Below are 14,953 nucleotides of genomic sequence, written 5' to 3'. Positions count from 1 at the left end.
CCCCACCCCAAGACCAGTGCCGCGCACTGAAGGACCGGAACTCACGGACATGATAGAACTTCAAGACGCGACCAAACGGGTCGGCAACGTCATCCATATCAAGCCCACCAACCTGAAGCTGCAGACCGGCCATTTCAATGTGCTGCTGGGGGCGACCGGATCGGGCAAGACCTCTCTGATCAAGATGATGGCCGGGCTGGACCCGATTGCTTCGGGCAAGGTCCTCATGGATGGGCAGGACGTCACAAGGCTGAACACTCAGAAACGGCAGATCAGCCTGGTGCACCAGTTCTTCGTGAACTACCCGCATATGACCGTTTTTGACAACATCGCCTCGCCGCTGCGCGTGGCAGGCATGGCCCAATCCGAGATCGAAGGCCGCGTCGAAGAAGCAGCCGACCTGCTGCAACTGCGCCCGATGCTGCAACGCCGCCCGCATGAGCTGTCGGGTGGGCAACAGCAACGGACCGCACTGGCCCGCGCCATCGCGAAAGAAAGCCGCGCGGTGTTTCTGGACGAGCCACTGGCAAACCTCGATTACAAGCTGCGCGAGGAACTGCGTGAGCAGCTGCCCGACCTGTTTGCCGGGCGTGGCGCCGTGGTTGTCTACGCGACCTCGGAACCGGAAGAAGCGCTGCTGCTGGGCGGCTATACCGCGCTAATGGAAGATGGCCGCGTCACGCAGTTCGGCCCCACGGCAGACATCTATCGCAACCCGGAAAACATCGCTGCAGCACGCGTGTTTTCGGACCCTCCGATTAACGTGGCGCACATCACCGTATCCGGTGCGCAGGCGCAACTGGCAGGCGGCGGTGGCTGGGCCGTCTCTGATATGGCCGATGGAGACTACATGGTCGCAGTGCGCCCGCATCGGGTCACGCCATTCCGTACCTCGGACGCTGACGTTGAGCTGACAGGCCGCGTGATCGTGACCGAGCTTTCGGGTTCAGATTCCAGCGCGCATTTCCGACACGGGTCGGATGACTGGGTATCCCTGGCCGCTGGCGTGCATCCCTACCAGGTTGGCGAAGATCACAGTTTCTATATGAACCCGGCACATTGCCGGTATTTCGGCCAAGACGGCCAAAGGGTCGCGTGACATGGCACAGATCAAGCTTTCAAACCTGCGACACAGCTACATGCCCGCGCCGAAAGGCCCCGAGGATTATGCGCTGAAAGAAGTTGACGTAACGTGGCGCGATGGCGGGGCCTATGCGTTGCTTGGCCCATCCGGCTGCGGCAAGTCGACGTTGCTGAACATCATCTCGGGGCTTCTGACCCCGTCCGAAGGGCAGATTCTGTTCGATGGTCAGGATGTGACCGCCCTCCCCCCCGATCAGCGCAACATCGCACAGGTGTTCCAGTTCCCGGTGATCTACGACACAATGACTGTGGGCGAGAACCTGGCTTTTCCGTTGAAGAATCGAGGTGTTGACGCAGCGCGGATAAAACAACGGGTCGATGAGATCGCCGAGATGCTGGACGTCACGGATATGCTGAATACCCGTGCCTCGGGTCTGAGCCCAGACAACAAGCAAAAGATCTCGATGGGTCGCGGACTGGTCCGCGACGATGTGAACGCGGTGATGTTTGACGAGCCGCTGACAGTGATCGACCCGCATCTGAAGTGGAAGCTGCGATCGAAGCTGAAAGAGCTGCACCAGCGCGTCAAAGCTACGATGATCTACGTGACTCACGACCAGACCGAGGCGCTGACATTTGCGGACGAAGTGGTCGTGATGCAGGAGGGCGAAGTGGTTCAGATCGGCACCCCAGTCGAGCTGTTCGAGCGGCCTCAGCACACATTCGTCGGACACTTCATTGGCTCGCCCGGCATGAACGTTCTGCCCTGTGAGACCCGAGGTGACCGAGCGGTGTTCGAAGGCCATGAGGTTATGCTGGAAGGCCCCACTCATGGCGACGGAGGCCGCACCGATCTGGGCATCCGCCCCGAATATGTGGGCTTTGGCGATACCGGCATCCCGGCGCATGTGACCAAAGTCTCGGACATTGGCCGTCATTTCGTAGTCAGCGCGATGGTCGGCAACACGGCTCTCAAAGCCGTGACCGAACACAGCGTGCCCGAGCCCGGATCACAGGTCTTCCTGCAATTCAAACCTGAACAATCCCGCGTCTATCGCGACGGCTGGATCGCAACCGAGGAGCGGGCGCAATGAGAACAGAAAACCAAAAGGCGTGGTTCTTTGTCCTGCCAGTGCTGGCACTGGTCGCGTTCAACGCGCTGGTGCCGATGATGACAGTGGTCAACTACTCGGTGCAGGAAACCTTCGGCAACAACCAGTTCTTCTGGGAAGGGCTAGGCTGGTTCGAACAAATCCTGCGTTCCGACCGGTTTCAGGCCGCATTGGGACGGCAATTCCTGTTTACTTTCCTCATCTTGCTGATCGAAGTTCCACTTGGCATCATCGTGGCCCTATCCATGCCCCGCAAAGGCTTCTGGGTGCCGGTCTGTCTGGTGCTGATGGCCCTTCCGATGCTGATCCCATGGAACGTGGTCGGTTCGATGTGGAACATCTTCACCCTGCCGAAAATCGGCCTGATGGGATATTTCCTGAATGACGTTATGGGCATCAACTATGACATGACGCAACAGCCTCTGTCCGCCTGGATCACGGTCATCGTCATGGATGTCTGGCACTGGACCTCGCTGGTTGTGCTGCTGTGCTATGCGGGTCTCGTGTCGATCCCGGATGCCTATTATCAGGCCGCCAAGATCGACGGTGCCAGCCCATGGTCGGTGTTCCGTTATATCCAGTTGCCCAAGATGAAAACCGTTCTGACCATCGCCGTTCTGCTGCGCTTCATGGACAGTTTCAATATCTATACCGAGCCCTTCGTTCTGACCGGCGGTGGCCCCGGCAACTCAACGACCTTGCTGTCGATCGACCTGGTGAAGATCGCGCTGGGACAGTTCGACCTTGGCCCTGCGGCCGCGATGAGCCTGATCTATTTCGCCATCACGCTGCTTGTGTCGTGGGTCTTCTACACTCTGATGACAAAGGATGACGCGCAATGAAGAAGCGGTCCCTTATCCCGATCCTCTATATCGCGTTCCTGATGCTGCCGATCTATTGGCTGGTGGCGATGTCCTTCAAGACCACGAACGAGATCCTGTCGGGCTTTTCCCTGTTTCCCCAGACCTTTACGCTGGTGAATTACATCACCATCTTCACTGATCCAACGTGGTACTGGGGTTACATCAACTCCATCCTCTATGTGACGCTGAACACGGTGCTTTCGGTCTGTGTCGCCCTGCCTGCGGCCTATGCGTTCTCGCGCTATCGGTTTCTGGGCGACAAACAACTGTTCTTCTGGCTGCTGACCAACCGGATGGCCCCGGCTGCGGTGTTCGCCTTGCCGTTCTTCCAGCTTTATTCCTCCATCGGGTTGTTCGACACCCATCTGGCGGTAGCACTGGCGCATACGCTGTTCAACGTGCCGCTGGCGGTGTGGATTTTGGAAGGCTTCATGCGCGGCATCCCGAAGGAGCTGGATGAAACAGCCTATGTGGACGGCTATTCCTTCCCGCGCTTCTTTGTGACGATCTTCCTGCCCAACATCAAAGCGGGCGTCGGCGTCGCGGCCTTCTTCTGCTTCATGTTCTCGTGGGTAGAAATGCTGCTGGCCAAAACCCTCACGGCGGTCGAGGCCAAACCCATCGCCGCCGTGATGACCCGGACGGCCTCTAGCGCTGGGTATGAGCTGGGCCTGTTGGCAGCCGCCGGTACGCTGACCATCATCCCCGGAGCCATCGTCATCTGGTTTGTCCGCAACTACATCGCGCGCGGTTTCGCGATGGGACGTGTGTGAGGTTCGATATGCGTAAACTCCTTCTCACCCTTCCTTTCCTGCCGACCATGGCTATGGCCCAACAGGCCGGATGGGGCAGTGTCGGCCAGCAAGAGGAAAAAGGCTTCTCGTGGACCGACCCCTTGTGGCCCGATTTCTGGATGGCCTGGACACCGGCTACGTTGGCTCTGTTCGTTGGCATCTTCTCGGCCATCGCGTTGATCGGCCTACTAGAGGGGTTCAAGTACCGCGACGGGATCGAACGGCGCGGGGTTCTGGGCCTGACGACCACGCTGGGCGACCGGCTATTCATCACCTTACTCGGTTCCGCTTACATCTTCCTCGCCTGGCTCGGCCTGGTCGGCCAACCTGTCTGGACACCCCTATTCTTGTCCATCGGTTGGGGGATTTTCGTTTTCTGGAAAGTTTAGGCTTTGCGAAACAACGAAAGGATGCTTGTCTGGCAGGCATACTAAGAAATGGCGAAACCGAGACCGATGCGAAAGAAAAAGACATCCAATCTGCTGACCGAAGTGGAACTGGAGTTCATGAATGAACTCTGGGCACTTGGTGAGGGCTCGGTCCGTGACGTTCTTGACCGCCTGCCGCCAGAACGTAATCTGGCTTATACATCCGGCGCGACCATCCTGCGTATTCTCGACGAAAAAGGCTTTGTCGAAAGTCGCAAGGACGGCAAGACGCTGATCTATAAACCGCTTCTGGAAAAAGACAGGTATCAGACACGGTCGCTACAGAATCTGTCCCGTACATTGTTCGACGACACGCCCGCCACGTTGGTCGCGCGTCTTGTCGACGATGCCGGGCTGACAGAGACGGATCTTGAGGACATTCGGGCACTGGTAGAGAGGAGACTGCAAAATGACAGCAGTTAAGCCCGTACTCGACTTCTATCTCGAGCTGAATCTGGTGATGGTTCTGGCATTGTTGATTTGGTTGACGTCGCGCTTCGCTTTGAAACGGACGTCCCTTCAATTCGCGTATTTTGCGCAGCTTCGCGTGTTCAAGATACTGCTTGTCTGCGTCGTGCTCAGCCCGCTGCTGGCGATCAGCCTGGCCGAGTTGTTGCGCATGGCCTTGCCTAACAGTCCTATCGCCCTTGGTGACATCGCGGTCGCGGCGTATCTGCGGGGTGACATCGCCCTGCCAGCCACCCAATTCGAGAGCTTGCTCAACATACGGGAACGTTGGGCGGATAACGTACTAAGTGGCGATTCTGTCTTATCCTTGATTGCGTTTGCTGCAATTGCCACCGGGGCAATTTTTCTCGCAGCGCGCGTGGTACATGCTGCATATCGAATTCGCGGAACCATAAACGCCAGTTTCCTCTGGCGGCGTTCGTCGAAAGTCGACATTCGGCTGTCTGACCGTATATCGGTCCCTTTCGCAGTGCGCGGATTGCGCCGGAGGCACGTTGTCTTGCCTACGCACTTGCTCGACACGCCGGATGAGCTGCGATTTGCCATCGCGCATGAATTCCAGCACGTCCGCGCCGGTGATGTAGAATGGCAACTGATGCTTGAGCTTTTGCGTCCGCTGATGTTCTGGAACCCCGCCTACATAGCGCTGAAGTATGAATTTGAGCGTCTGCGTGAACTGGGTTGTGATCAATCCATTGTGGCAAGACGGCGCTTGAATGCTTCGCACTACGCCAATTGTCTGTTGAACTATTGCGGTCGCATCGTGGCGCGTGATCGATCCTACGTTCTGGACGTCGCATTGGTCAGTGGTGGCCGCGCCAAGCGCGTGTTGCGCCAGCGGGTACTGGCGCTGTCAGATGCGCCTCTTCTGCTTCGCCCGACCAACACTCTGGTATTTGGCAGCACGCTGATATTCGCCGGGATACTGGCTTTCGGCTCAGTTTCAATGCGCCAGACCGACGACTGGAGCCATGACAGACTCATGCTATCGACCGTCGTCAATCTTGAGCGATTGGCCGAAAGAAATCAGGGCAATTAGGCCTGTCCATATTTGCGCCGTCTCAGAAAGCGGCGCAAAACCATGTTTGTGAGCAGGAAAAGAAGCGCAAGTCTGGAACATCATGCGCGCGCAAGACCTGGTCGAAGCGTGTGATATGGCTTGAAACAAGCCAGAACCAGCTTCAATCCTAATGCACCTTTCGCGCTGTACGAAACAGCAACAGGAATACGAATACGGACCCGATTGAGGTGGTCACGATCCCAACAGGCAATTCCTGCGGAGCAAGTAACAGCCTGCTGAGGATATCCGAGCCAGTCAAAAGCGCAGCACCAACCAAGGCCGCCGTGGGCAGTAAATGGCGGTGCAGCGGGCCGGCAATTCCTCGGGCGATATGCGGCACCATCAAGCCGACAAAGCCGATCACGCCAGCCACCGAAACAAAGACGGCGGTCGCGAGGGCCGCGGTGAAGAACATGCTGAACCGCAAGCCCTGCACAGGCACGCCCAAAGTGGTTGCGGTCAGATCTCCTGTCAGCAAAGCATCCAGCCAGCGACTGCGGTAGAGTGAGTAGCTCAGGATCAGTATCAAGCCCGCGCAGACAAGCGGAAAAGTCTCCCAACGAGCGAGGCCCAACCCGCCTAGCATCCAGAAAATCACTGAGTGTGCGGCACGACTATCGCCCGCGAAGATCAGATAGTTTGTAATGGCAGAGAACAGGAAAGACACCGCCAGCCCGGCCAGTATCAGCTTTTCGGGCGCGCTTGTCCGCAGCCCATGCACCAGCGCGAGCACGATACCCGACGCCACCAACCCTCCGCAGAACGCAGCCAATGGCAACGTCCAGAAGCCCAGAATATCTCCGGTTACAGTGATGACGAATACGGCCCCCGCTGCAGCACCTGAAGACAGGCCAAACAGAAATGGATCCGCCAGATCGTTGCGTGTGGTGGTCTGCAGTACGACGCCAACGATACCCAGGCCCGCGCCGATCACCGCTGCAAACAATGCGCGTGGCAGGCGCAGGTCGAAGACGATCCGATGCATCGGAGACATCTCTCCTCCGGTCAGGCCGGTGCCCAGAAGGATCGCCTCGAATGTGTCCGTGATCGGAATCGAGGTGGTTCCATAGATAGTCGAGATCAGCAAAAGGGCAGCCAGAACGACCGCCCCCAGCAAGAGTATCAGGCCCAATCGGCCCATATCAGTTGAGATCCGGATGCATGGCCTTGGCCATTTTCGAGATCGCAGCAATATTCGCCGGTCCCGGAGTGAGCTCTTCATAGCGCAGGCCGATCCAGCGTTCGTTCTTGACGGCATCTGTCTGCGACATCACAGGGTGTTCCTGCAGGAACTTGAAGGTATCTGCCGCGCCATTGCCGGTCTGATAATCCAGTAGCACCAGAAATTCAGGGTTGGCTGCGGCAACCGCTTCCCAAGAGGTACGGCCCCAGCTTGTATCCATGTCGTGCGTAACGCTTTCTCCTCCAGCCGCTGCGATCATGGCGTCAGGAATGGCGAACTTACCCGCCGTAAAGGGCGCATCAGCAGGGCCGTCCAACAGGAACACGCGTGGTTTGGCCAGATCAGCGGTCCGAGCTTCGATTGCTGTCAACTCGTCTTTCCAGCCCGACACAAGCGCTTCGGCCTTGTCCTCGACATGCATGACCTTGCCCAGACGCAAAACATCGTCGAACAGCAGGTTCATGCTGGCTTCGGGGCGATCCTTGTCCAGATGGACGCAGCTTTCGGTCAGGATCATAGTCCTGATGCCGAATGGCTCCAGTGTGCCGGGGGTCACATCTCCGCCCGGCTTCATACCGTAATACCAACCGGCAAAGAACAGGTCAGGTTCGACCGCAACAAGATTTTCGACAGTCGGGTATTTCGGCGCGAGTTCAGGGATATCGCCGCGCAGCGTGTCGAACTCGGGGCTGGTCTTATACCATCCGGTGATGCCGGTCAGACCGACGATCTTGTCCTGCAGACCCAGCGCAAAGGCCATGTCGGTCATATTCATATCATGCACGACCAGACGTTCTGGCGCGGCATCAAAGACAAGCGGCTCACCGCAATTGTCAACCGTCACCTCTTGCGCAGCGGCGCCGCTTGCCATGGCAGTGACCAGCGCCACGGACCAGATTTGCTTCATTGATAGTCTCCTGAGTTTATGTGGAAAGCGTTGTTCTTCGGATGTCCAGAACGGGGATCATGCGGCCTTCGTGATGAAAGCGCAGGTAATCGACACCGAAGGTTTCGCGCACACGTTCCGATGTCAGTACCTCGTCGACCGAACCAAACCCGGTCAGGCGCGTGGATTTCATCAGAGCAACGTGGGTGGCGAATTCAGGGATCATGACCAAATCATGCACGATCATGACGACAGTAATACCCAGATCAGCGACCAGAGACAGCATCCGCCCCTTCGCATCGGGATCCAAATGATTGGTCGGCTCGTCAAGAAACAGCAAAGTCGGGTTCTGTGCCAGCGCCCGAGCGATATGCGCGCGCTGACGCTCACCACCCGACAGTTGGGCCATCTTCTTGTCAGCCAGCGCGCCAAGGCCCGTAATCTCCAATATACGGCTGAGTTCCTGCGCGTGTTCACCTGCAGATCGGTCCGCGCGGATCGGAATCTGTCCGAGCGCCACATAATCCCGCAGCGACAAGCGCCCGTCAGGCATCTCTTGCTGACTGACCACCGCGATCATCCGAGCACGCTCTTTTGCCGAGAGTTGCTTGAGGCTGCGCCCCTTGAGCAAAACATCCCCTAGTGCCAGCCCTTCCGCCCCACACAGCAAATTCAGCAGTGTGGTTTTACCTGCACCGTTGGGGCCCGCGATTGCCAGTATTGACCCTTCGGACAGCTCAAAGGATACGCCTTGCAGCAGTATGTCCCCATTCAAGGCATAATATTCGAGATCCGAAGCCACCAGAAACGGCTGGACGGTCATATCGAAACCTCCTGACTGATCGGGGGCATGCGAGACAAGGTTTTGGTGTAAAGGGCACGCGGACGCTCGCTGGCCTTGGTCCAGCCATCCGGGCTCTGTTGATATTGATGGGCAAACTCGGCCAGGGCTTCGACGTCAATCAATGTCTGGATATCACCAAATAGATACTGCGCCTTGCCGACCGCTTGAAAGCCTACGGTCACGGGATGCGCGCATCCTGCCATGCAATCGACAGCCCGGATCGCAAAATGCTCGGGCAGCTTCGATTGAAGCGTATCATGCACTCCATCCACTGATTGCGCGGCCGCACAGGTCGAACAGATCAGAACAAAATGATCAGGTGCGCCAGGCATATAACCCTCCGCCTCTGCCCAAACGCAGTGCGAAGGTGCTGATTACAGAAACACGTGTATCACGTGCCATCAAAGCCTCCTTCCAGGACGCCCCGCCCCGGCTTGGTTGAACAACTGATGGCAGGTCTCCTGACTCGCGGGTCGGTGCTTGGCCATCCTTCCCGACCCTTGGGGCCAGTGGCTGTTTGGCTTCGCTCGCCGCTTACAGTTGCGGGGGCAGTTACGGGTTTGGCCAGTGTAGACCGCACCGTATTCCCTTTTCATCCCACGGGCGCACCCTTGGGAACCATCACCGGATTCAGTGCCTGAGATCGATGAATGCGTCAATACGAAAGTTATCACGCGTTACCGGTCGGCCGGACACAATCGCGCCACCCGCTCTTTCACGTCTCGGTTGGATTGGATAAGAGGGATCAACCCCTGCAAAGATGCGCGGGACAAACCCTCAGCGCTAAACAATCAGGAGCCCGCTCATGCCGTATCACCGCCTCGCTCTGGTAGCTGTGCTGGCAATTTCATCAACAAATTCGGCGCTGGCGCAATCTGCTGACGACAACCCCTCGGAACTGTTGCTGGAGCTCAATACCGTGCAAAAGGTGAACGGCGCCTGCCGCTTGACCTTTCTGGTTCAGAACGAAACCGGAAGCGATATCGAGAAGGCAGCTTTTGAGACCGTCATTTTCGACAGCTCGGGCCGTGTCGTTACGCTTTCTCTGTTCGATTTTCGGGATCTGCCGGCAGACCGTCCGCGCGTGCGTCAGTTCGGCCTGCCCGATCTCAACTGCGACTCGATCGGGCGCGTTCTGATCAATGGCGCAAACAGCTGCGTTGTCGACGGCTCAGAAAGCGATATCTGTGCAACAGGACTGAACCTTACCAGCCGGATAGATGTGGAGCTTTTGGGATGAACGCGCTTGAAGCATTGCGCCAGATCGTGGCTCTGGGCGGGCCAGTGGTGGCCATTCTGATCGTGATGTCAGTGCTGGCTCTGGCCGTCACGCTTTACAAACTGTGGCAATTCACCGTGACCGGAGTTGGACGACATCGGGTGCTGTCCCAGGCCCTGACGGCATGGGATGCCGGGGATCATCAGACTGCACGCGCGCGATTGGCGAAAAGCCACAGTTATCTGGCCCCATTGGTCGGTGCAGCCATGGATGCGCCCGATCTACCCGGTCTCGATGATCGTCTGGATGCTGAAGCCGGATTGGCCCTGGCAGGGCTGGAGCGCGGTTTTCGCCTTCTTGACACCGTTGCCCAACTCGCGCCTTTGCTGGGGCTGTTCGGGACCGTTCTGGGTATGATCGAAGCGTTCCAAAGCCTGCAACAGGCAGGCAGCTCCATTGACCCGTCGCTGCTTGCGGGTGGCATCTGGGTGGCGCTGATCACCACCGCCGTGGGGCTGGCGGTTGCGATGCCGACCTCAATGGTTCTGTCATGGTTCGAAAGCCGCACCGCGCGCGAGCGGGTCTTTGCAGACAAAGCACTGCGGACCGTGTTGGTACCAGGTCAGCTCGCCAAAGAGGCCGAGGCCATTTCAGCCGTGCCGGAACATGCGTAACCGGGCGCCATTTGTCCGGCGGACCCTGTCGATGACGCCACTCATCGATGTGATCTTTCTGCTTTTGCTGTTCTTCATGCTGACCTCGACCTTCTCAAAATTCGGCGAGATCGAGCTGAGCAGCACGACTGGCGGAACCGCGCAAACCAGCGAACCGTCTGAGCGGGTCTTTCTACAGCTCGGTGCGGAACGTCTTGTGTTGAACGGCACGGCGATAACCTTGGACGATCTCGCGACCGAGATCGAAACCGGGCAGGTGCTCGTCAGCCTCGATACCGATGTCACGGCCCAACGCCTGACGGATCTGTTGGTTCGGCTGCGCGGGCGCGAGGGGCTCAGCGTTCTGGTGCTGGAGTGAGCCGATGATCCGCCAGACCGCCCCCCGCCGAAAACGCGATTCAACCATAGCTCTGATCAACGTCGTCTTTCTGATGCTGATCTTCTTTCTGATCACCGGTACCATCGCACCACCACTGGACCCTGACCTCGACCTTGTGGACACGTCAGAGCTCGAAGGGCGCGAACCGCCCGACGCGCTGGTTCTGCACAAGGATGGAACGCTGAGCTTTCGCGGAACACCTACCGATGCCGAGACCTTCATGGCCGATCATGATGAAGGGCCGGTACGGATCGTTCCGGATCGTGACGCTCCGGGTGCGCGCCTGATCGAAGTCACGGGCCTGTTGCGCCGCAATGGTGCGCCTTCCGTGTTTCTGGTCACAAAACGGACACTGGAATGATCCGGGGATCGATCATAGTTGCCGCGCTGGCCATTCTGGTGTCGCTGATCTTGCACATTCTTGGACTCAGCATGACTGCATCTGTTGAACCGGGTGAACCTGCCGCACAAGGCAATTCCGACGTGGTGGACCTGAGCAACAGCTTCGAAGATCTTGCGGAGGCGTCCAGCGATCCAGTGGAACCCGAACCTGCCGAAACCCCAGAACCGGAAGCAGCCGAAACCCCCACCAGCGAAGCACTGGTTGCGTCCGACGATCCGCAACGCGTTTTTGCCCCCGATTTCGGCGAGGCTGAAACGGTTCAGCCAGAGGTGATCGAACCGCAGGACGCCGAACCGGCTGATCCTTCAGACAGCGAAGAACCTGCGCGCGCTGATGCCGAGACTGCAGAGCCGACTTCCGTTGATGAGGTTGCTGAAATCCCGCAAGGCGAACCGGCCACGGAACCAGAGCCGGCAGAAGCCGAAGCGCCCGCCCCCCCGGTCATCGCTGCGCTGGAGCCGGAGGAGGAGGCGGATATTGCCGCTTCAGAGCAGGCGGTAACCGAGTCAATCCGTCCACGCCTACCTGATCGCACACCCAGCGAAGCGCCCGAAGGCGCGGCCGACAGCTCGGACCAATTCGCCGAATTGCGCTTTCCGCAACAGCTCATCGAGTCGCCACTAACGACCTTTCAACGCCAGGGCACCGATGCCTTTACCCGCGGCGATCGTCAGCGTCAGTCGGGCGGGCGCGGGCCGGGTAATTCCAACACCACCAACTATGCAGGGCTGGTACTGGTGCATTTGAACCGGACCCCTGCAGTCTTTGTGTCCGAGCGCGGATTTGCGCGGGTTTTCTTCCAGATCGACCCGGATGGCTCACTCGCTTGGGTCGAGATAACCGACAGTTCCGGTTCAACCCAGATCGACCGCGCCGCAAAAGAGCAAATCCGCAGAGCAGCCCCTTTCCCGCCGCCTCCGGGTGGAGTGAGTCGAAAACTCTCTTTCTACTATCAGAATGGCTGACCTTCAGGTCTCATTAACCATTGTCGGCTTTTGAAGAATAATAAAACGCGATCGCCTGCGCGCGGTTCTTGATCGATAGCTTCTCATAGATGTTCGACAGGTGGAACTTCACTGTATTGGTCGAAATTTGCAGCTCTTTCGATAACTCCCGGTTGGACATGCCGGTCGCCAAAGCTTCAAGGATCGCCAGTTCCTTGCGCGACAGCGTCTGCAACGGGTTTTGTTGCATCTTGCGCACGTCGATGAACGGAAAAACCATCTTGCCTTTGGCCACATCTACGCAGGTTTCAAGCAGGCCTTCGACGTCACCAGAGCGCGGTGCGAACCCGGCAGCCCCCGCCTGCATGGCCTGACGCGGCACATCCCCGGCTTCATCCCCATAGACCACAAACCGCGGGGCGTTGGCCTGTTCACGCAAAACCTCGATCAGTTTGGCTGCGCCCAACGCGGGCAGTTCCCAAGATACTATCCCCACTGCAACCGGGATGCGCATGACCGTACCAAGGAAGCCTTCGGCCGTAGCCGAGGTCGCCACGAGCGAGAATCGCGGATCACGCTCAAAGATTTCGGACATAGCCGAGAGGACCAGAGGGTTGTTGTTGGCCAGCATGACATCGATGGGGCGCTGTAACGTCTCGGTCATTGATTTCCTGTCCAATTTCGCAAGAACCCATCCATATGGGTAGGTACTATGTTGGTATACATCAGCATATTTACCTATTTGGGTAGTAATTTACCCATCCAAATAGGTATCCCAAAGCAGTAGTAAGTTACGTTGCGCAATGACGCAAGTTTCGGTTCTCCTCCAAGGAAAGGCGATCAGCGGGGCGAAACTTGTCCCTGCCGCCGCGGAGGAACATATGACTTTTCAAATCTACCCCAGCCTCGAAATCCCGGAAACCCTGGCCGCAGGTCCCGGACCGGGAAACACCGATGCCCGCGTTCTGCAGGCCTTTGCCCGTGCCGGTATCGCTGATCACATGCACGGTGATGTTCTGCGCGGGATGATCGAATGCAAGCACATGCTGCGCGAGATCTGGGGCACATCAAACGCTTATACATTTGCCGTCGCAGGTACGGGGTGGAGCGGCCTCGACACCATGTTCTCGGCCGTCATGCCAGGCGACAAGGTCGTGGCCTTCACGAACGGCACTTTCTCGGGCATCGATGCATTGACCCTGCGCATCAAGGCCGCGACCCCGGCTGAACACGCGGCCAACCCGCTGGACCCGCAAGCCGCCAGTGTCACCGTGATCGAAGTTCCCCACGGCCAGCCCGTCACCGGCGAGATGATCGAAGAGGCTCTGGCCCGGCACAAACCGAAATGGGCCTTCATGGCGCATTGGGAAACCGGTTCGGGCCGTGTGAACGACATCCAGGGCTTTTCGGATGCTTGTGAACGCCACGGAGCGATGGGCCTGATCGACGCTGTGTCGTCGCTGGGCGTCGCGGACTTCCGCATCGATGATTATCCGGGTGTCGTTGGCTGGGCTTCATGCCCGCAGAAAGGCCTGTGCTGCCTGCCATTGACCTATGCGCCGGTCAGCTTCACCGACGCTTACATCGACGCGCTTAAAACCACCGGCGCCTACACCTACGTCCACAACCCCATTTTCGAGGCCCGTCACTGGGGCATCGTCGACGGTCAGGACGTAGAAAAAGGTACTTATCACCGCACCCATTCGGGTTACGCCGTTGTCGCCTTCCATGAATCCCTGCGCCTGACTTTGCAGGAGGGGCTGGCCAAACGCGCGCATTCCTACAAGACGCATGAGGCCGTTCTGCGCGATGCCGTCAAGGCACTGGGTTGCGAGGTGACCTCGGACATGCCCAGCCTAGTGGTACTGAACTTGCCAGCCGAGCTTGCGGGCCGCGAGATGGAATTGGTGCAGAACTGCCGCGCCCGTGGTTTTGGCATCTGGCCAACGCTCAGCGCTCCGGTACAGGTCCGCATCGGCATCCTGAACCAGCTAAACCACCAGTCGATCAGCCGCATCGTAAAACTCTTTGCCGAGGCTATCCGCGAGATGGGCGGCTCGGTGGATTTTGAAGCTATCGAAGCGCTTCTGGAAAGCCGCTACGGCACATCTATCGCTGCATAAACGGGAGGAAATGCAGATGGATATCCACGAATATCAGGCAAAAGAGCTTCTGTCGAAGTTCGGCGTCGAAACACCTTCGGGGGCTCTGGCCTACAGCCCGGAACAAGCCGCGTATCGCGCGCGCGAATTGGGGGGCGATAAATGGATCGTGAAGGCTCAGGTGCACGCTGGCGGGCGTGGCAAGGCCGGGGGCGTGAAGCTGTGCAATTCGGAAAATGAAATCCACGAAGCCTGCGACGAGATGTTTGGCCGTAAGTTGGTGACACATCAGACCGGACCCGAAGGCAAGGGCATCTACCGCGTCTATGTAGAATCTGCGGTGGCGATTGATCACGAGATCTATCTGGGCTTCGTCCTGGACCGCTCCAGCCAGCGGGTGATGATCGTCGCCTCGTCGGAAGGTGGAATGGAAATTGAAGAGATTTCCGCCGAACGCCCTGACAGCATCGTGCGCTCGATCGTGGAGCCCGCCGTTGGGTTGCAGGAATTC

Annotated in this window: 19 protein-coding genes and 1 riboswitch; of the genes, 14 read left to right on the top strand and 5 right to left on the bottom strand. The window is 58.2% G+C overall.

Features of this window, described 5'->3' with window-relative positions; genetic code table 11:
* Positions 1-49: 49 nt before the first annotated feature.
* The 7 genes from ACR0NF_RS12470 to ACR0NF_RS12440 all read left to right on the top strand — a co-directional run bounded on the left by ACR0NF_RS12470 (position 50) and on the right by ACR0NF_RS12440 (position 5,787).
* A complete protein-coding gene (locus tag ACR0NF_RS12470) occupies positions 50-1,099 on the top strand; it encodes an ABC transporter ATP-binding protein (protein WP_480658815.1) in 1,050 nt (349 codons plus the stop codon).
* Between the two features lies 1 nt (position 1,100).
* Positions 1,101-2,177, top strand: a complete 1,077-nt coding sequence (locus ACR0NF_RS12465; RefSeq protein WP_480472572.1) for an ABC transporter ATP-binding protein — start codon at positions 1,101-1,103, stop codon at positions 2,175-2,177.
* Entirely contained in the window at positions 2,174-3,037 is an 864-nt protein-coding gene (locus ACR0NF_RS12460) for a carbohydrate ABC transporter permease (protein ID WP_480472570.1), read from the top strand. The genes ACR0NF_RS12465 and ACR0NF_RS12460 overlap by 4 nt, the downstream gene beginning before the upstream one ends.
* Positions 3,034-3,831 carry a carbohydrate ABC transporter permease gene (locus tag ACR0NF_RS12455; RefSeq protein ID WP_480778332.1) on the top strand — a complete coding sequence of 266 codons (798 nt, stop codon included), beginning with the start codon at positions 3,034-3,036 and terminating at the stop codon, positions 3,829-3,831. Before ACR0NF_RS12460 ends, ACR0NF_RS12455 begins: the two co-directional genes overlap by 4 nt.
* A gap of 8 nt (positions 3,832-3,839) precedes the next feature.
* Positions 3,840-4,241 carry a DUF2160 domain-containing protein gene (locus tag ACR0NF_RS12450; RefSeq protein WP_480472566.1) on the top strand — a complete coding sequence of 134 codons (402 nt, stop codon included), beginning with the start codon at positions 3,840-3,842 and terminating at the stop codon, positions 4,239-4,241.
* A 66-nt stretch (positions 4,242-4,307) separates the two neighbouring features.
* Complete coding sequence (locus tag ACR0NF_RS12445; protein WP_480472564.1) at positions 4,308-4,703, top strand: BlaI/MecI/CopY family transcriptional regulator; 396 nt, start codon at positions 4,308-4,310, stop codon at positions 4,701-4,703.
* Entirely contained in the window at positions 4,690-5,787 is a 1,098-nt protein-coding gene (locus tag ACR0NF_RS12440; RefSeq protein WP_480778331.1) for a M56 family metallopeptidase, read from the top strand. Before ACR0NF_RS12445 ends, ACR0NF_RS12440 begins: the two co-directional genes overlap by 14 nt.
* A 148-nt stretch (positions 5,788-5,935) precedes the next feature.
* On the opposite strand, the gene ACR0NF_RS12435 is transcribed toward ACR0NF_RS12440, so the two are convergent.
* The 4 genes from ACR0NF_RS12435 to ACR0NF_RS12420 are packed head-to-tail and all read right to left on the bottom strand — an operon-like array spanning position 5,936 to position 9,053.
* Complete coding sequence (locus tag ACR0NF_RS12435; protein ID WP_480472560.1) at positions 5,936-6,949, bottom strand: FecCD family ABC transporter permease; 1,014 nt, start codon at positions 6,947-6,949, stop codon at positions 5,936-5,938.
* Between the two features lies 1 nt (position 6,950).
* Positions 6,951-7,898, bottom strand: a complete 948-nt coding sequence (locus tag ACR0NF_RS12430) for an ABC transporter substrate-binding protein (protein ID WP_480658819.1) — start codon at positions 7,896-7,898, stop codon at positions 6,951-6,953.
* Between the two features lie 16 nt (positions 7,899-7,914).
* Positions 7,915-8,700 carry an ABC transporter ATP-binding protein gene (locus ACR0NF_RS12425; RefSeq protein ID WP_480658821.1) on the bottom strand — a complete coding sequence of 262 codons (786 nt, stop codon included), beginning with the start codon at positions 8,698-8,700 and terminating at the stop codon, positions 7,915-7,917.
* Positions 8,697-9,053 carry a DUF1636 family protein gene (locus ACR0NF_RS12420; RefSeq protein WP_480658823.1) on the bottom strand — a complete coding sequence of 119 codons (357 nt, stop codon included), beginning with the start codon at positions 9,051-9,053 and terminating at the stop codon, positions 8,697-8,699. Before ACR0NF_RS12420 ends, ACR0NF_RS12425 begins: the two co-directional genes overlap by 4 nt.
* Positions 9,054-9,155: 102 nt before the next feature.
* Positions 9,156-9,359: riboswitch (cobalamin riboswitch) on the bottom strand.
* Positions 9,360-9,526: 167 nt separating this feature from the next.
* On the opposite strand from ACR0NF_RS12420, the gene ACR0NF_RS12415 reads away from it, so the two are divergent.
* The 5 genes from ACR0NF_RS12415 to ACR0NF_RS12395 are packed head-to-tail and all read left to right on the top strand — an operon-like array spanning position 9,527 to position 12,361.
* Positions 9,527-9,961 (top strand): hypothetical protein, encoded by a 435-nt coding sequence (locus tag ACR0NF_RS12415; protein ID WP_480472552.1) that lies wholly within the window; start codon positions 9,527-9,529, stop codon positions 9,959-9,961.
* Entirely contained in the window at positions 9,958-10,614 is a 657-nt protein-coding gene (locus ACR0NF_RS12410) for a MotA/TolQ/ExbB proton channel family protein (protein WP_480472550.1), read from the top strand. Before ACR0NF_RS12415 ends, ACR0NF_RS12410 begins: the two co-directional genes overlap by 4 nt.
* A gap of 31 nt (positions 10,615-10,645) precedes the next feature.
* The gene (locus ACR0NF_RS12405) at positions 10,646-10,972 is read left to right on the top strand and encodes an ExbD/TolR family protein (RefSeq protein ID WP_480472548.1); all 327 of its coding nucleotides are present in this window, start codon (positions 10,646-10,648) and stop codon (positions 10,970-10,972) included.
* 4 nt (positions 10,973-10,976) lie between these two features.
* Positions 10,977-11,354: an ExbD/TolR family protein gene (locus ACR0NF_RS12400; RefSeq protein ID WP_480658824.1), complete on the top strand. Its 378-nt coding sequence runs from the start codon at positions 10,977-10,979 to the stop codon at positions 11,352-11,354.
* Positions 11,351-12,361 (top strand): energy transducer TonB family protein, encoded by a 1,011-nt coding sequence (locus ACR0NF_RS12395; RefSeq protein ID WP_480667401.1) that lies wholly within the window; start codon positions 11,351-11,353, stop codon positions 12,359-12,361. The genes ACR0NF_RS12400 and ACR0NF_RS12395 overlap by 4 nt, the downstream gene beginning before the upstream one ends.
* Positions 12,362-12,374: 13 nt before the next feature.
* Here the strand turns inward: ACR0NF_RS12395 and ACR0NF_RS12390 are convergent, their stop codons facing one another.
* Positions 12,375-13,004: a LuxR C-terminal-related transcriptional regulator gene (locus ACR0NF_RS12390; protein WP_480658827.1), complete on the bottom strand. Its 630-nt coding sequence runs from the start codon at positions 13,002-13,004 to the stop codon at positions 12,375-12,377.
* Positions 13,005-13,221: 217 nt separating this feature from the next.
* On the opposite strand from ACR0NF_RS12390, the gene ACR0NF_RS12385 reads away from it, so the two are divergent.
* Together ACR0NF_RS12385 and ACR0NF_RS12380 are read left to right on the top strand one after the other, a co-directional pair.
* On the top strand, positions 13,222-14,463 hold the full coding sequence (locus tag ACR0NF_RS12385; RefSeq protein ID WP_480778330.1) for an aminotransferase class V-fold PLP-dependent enzyme: 1,242 nt from the start codon (positions 13,222-13,224) through the stop codon (positions 14,461-14,463).
* A 16-nt stretch (positions 14,464-14,479) separates the two neighbouring features.
* The coding region (locus ACR0NF_RS12380; protein WP_480778329.1) for an ATP-grasp domain-containing protein at positions 14,480-14,953 on the top strand (474 nt) is incomplete at its 3' end.

The sequence above is a fragment of the Ruegeria sp. CF4 genome, from assembly GCF_056537345.1.
Note: the sequence above shows the minus strand (reverse complement) of the source record. Positions and strands in the feature narration are given on the sequence as shown.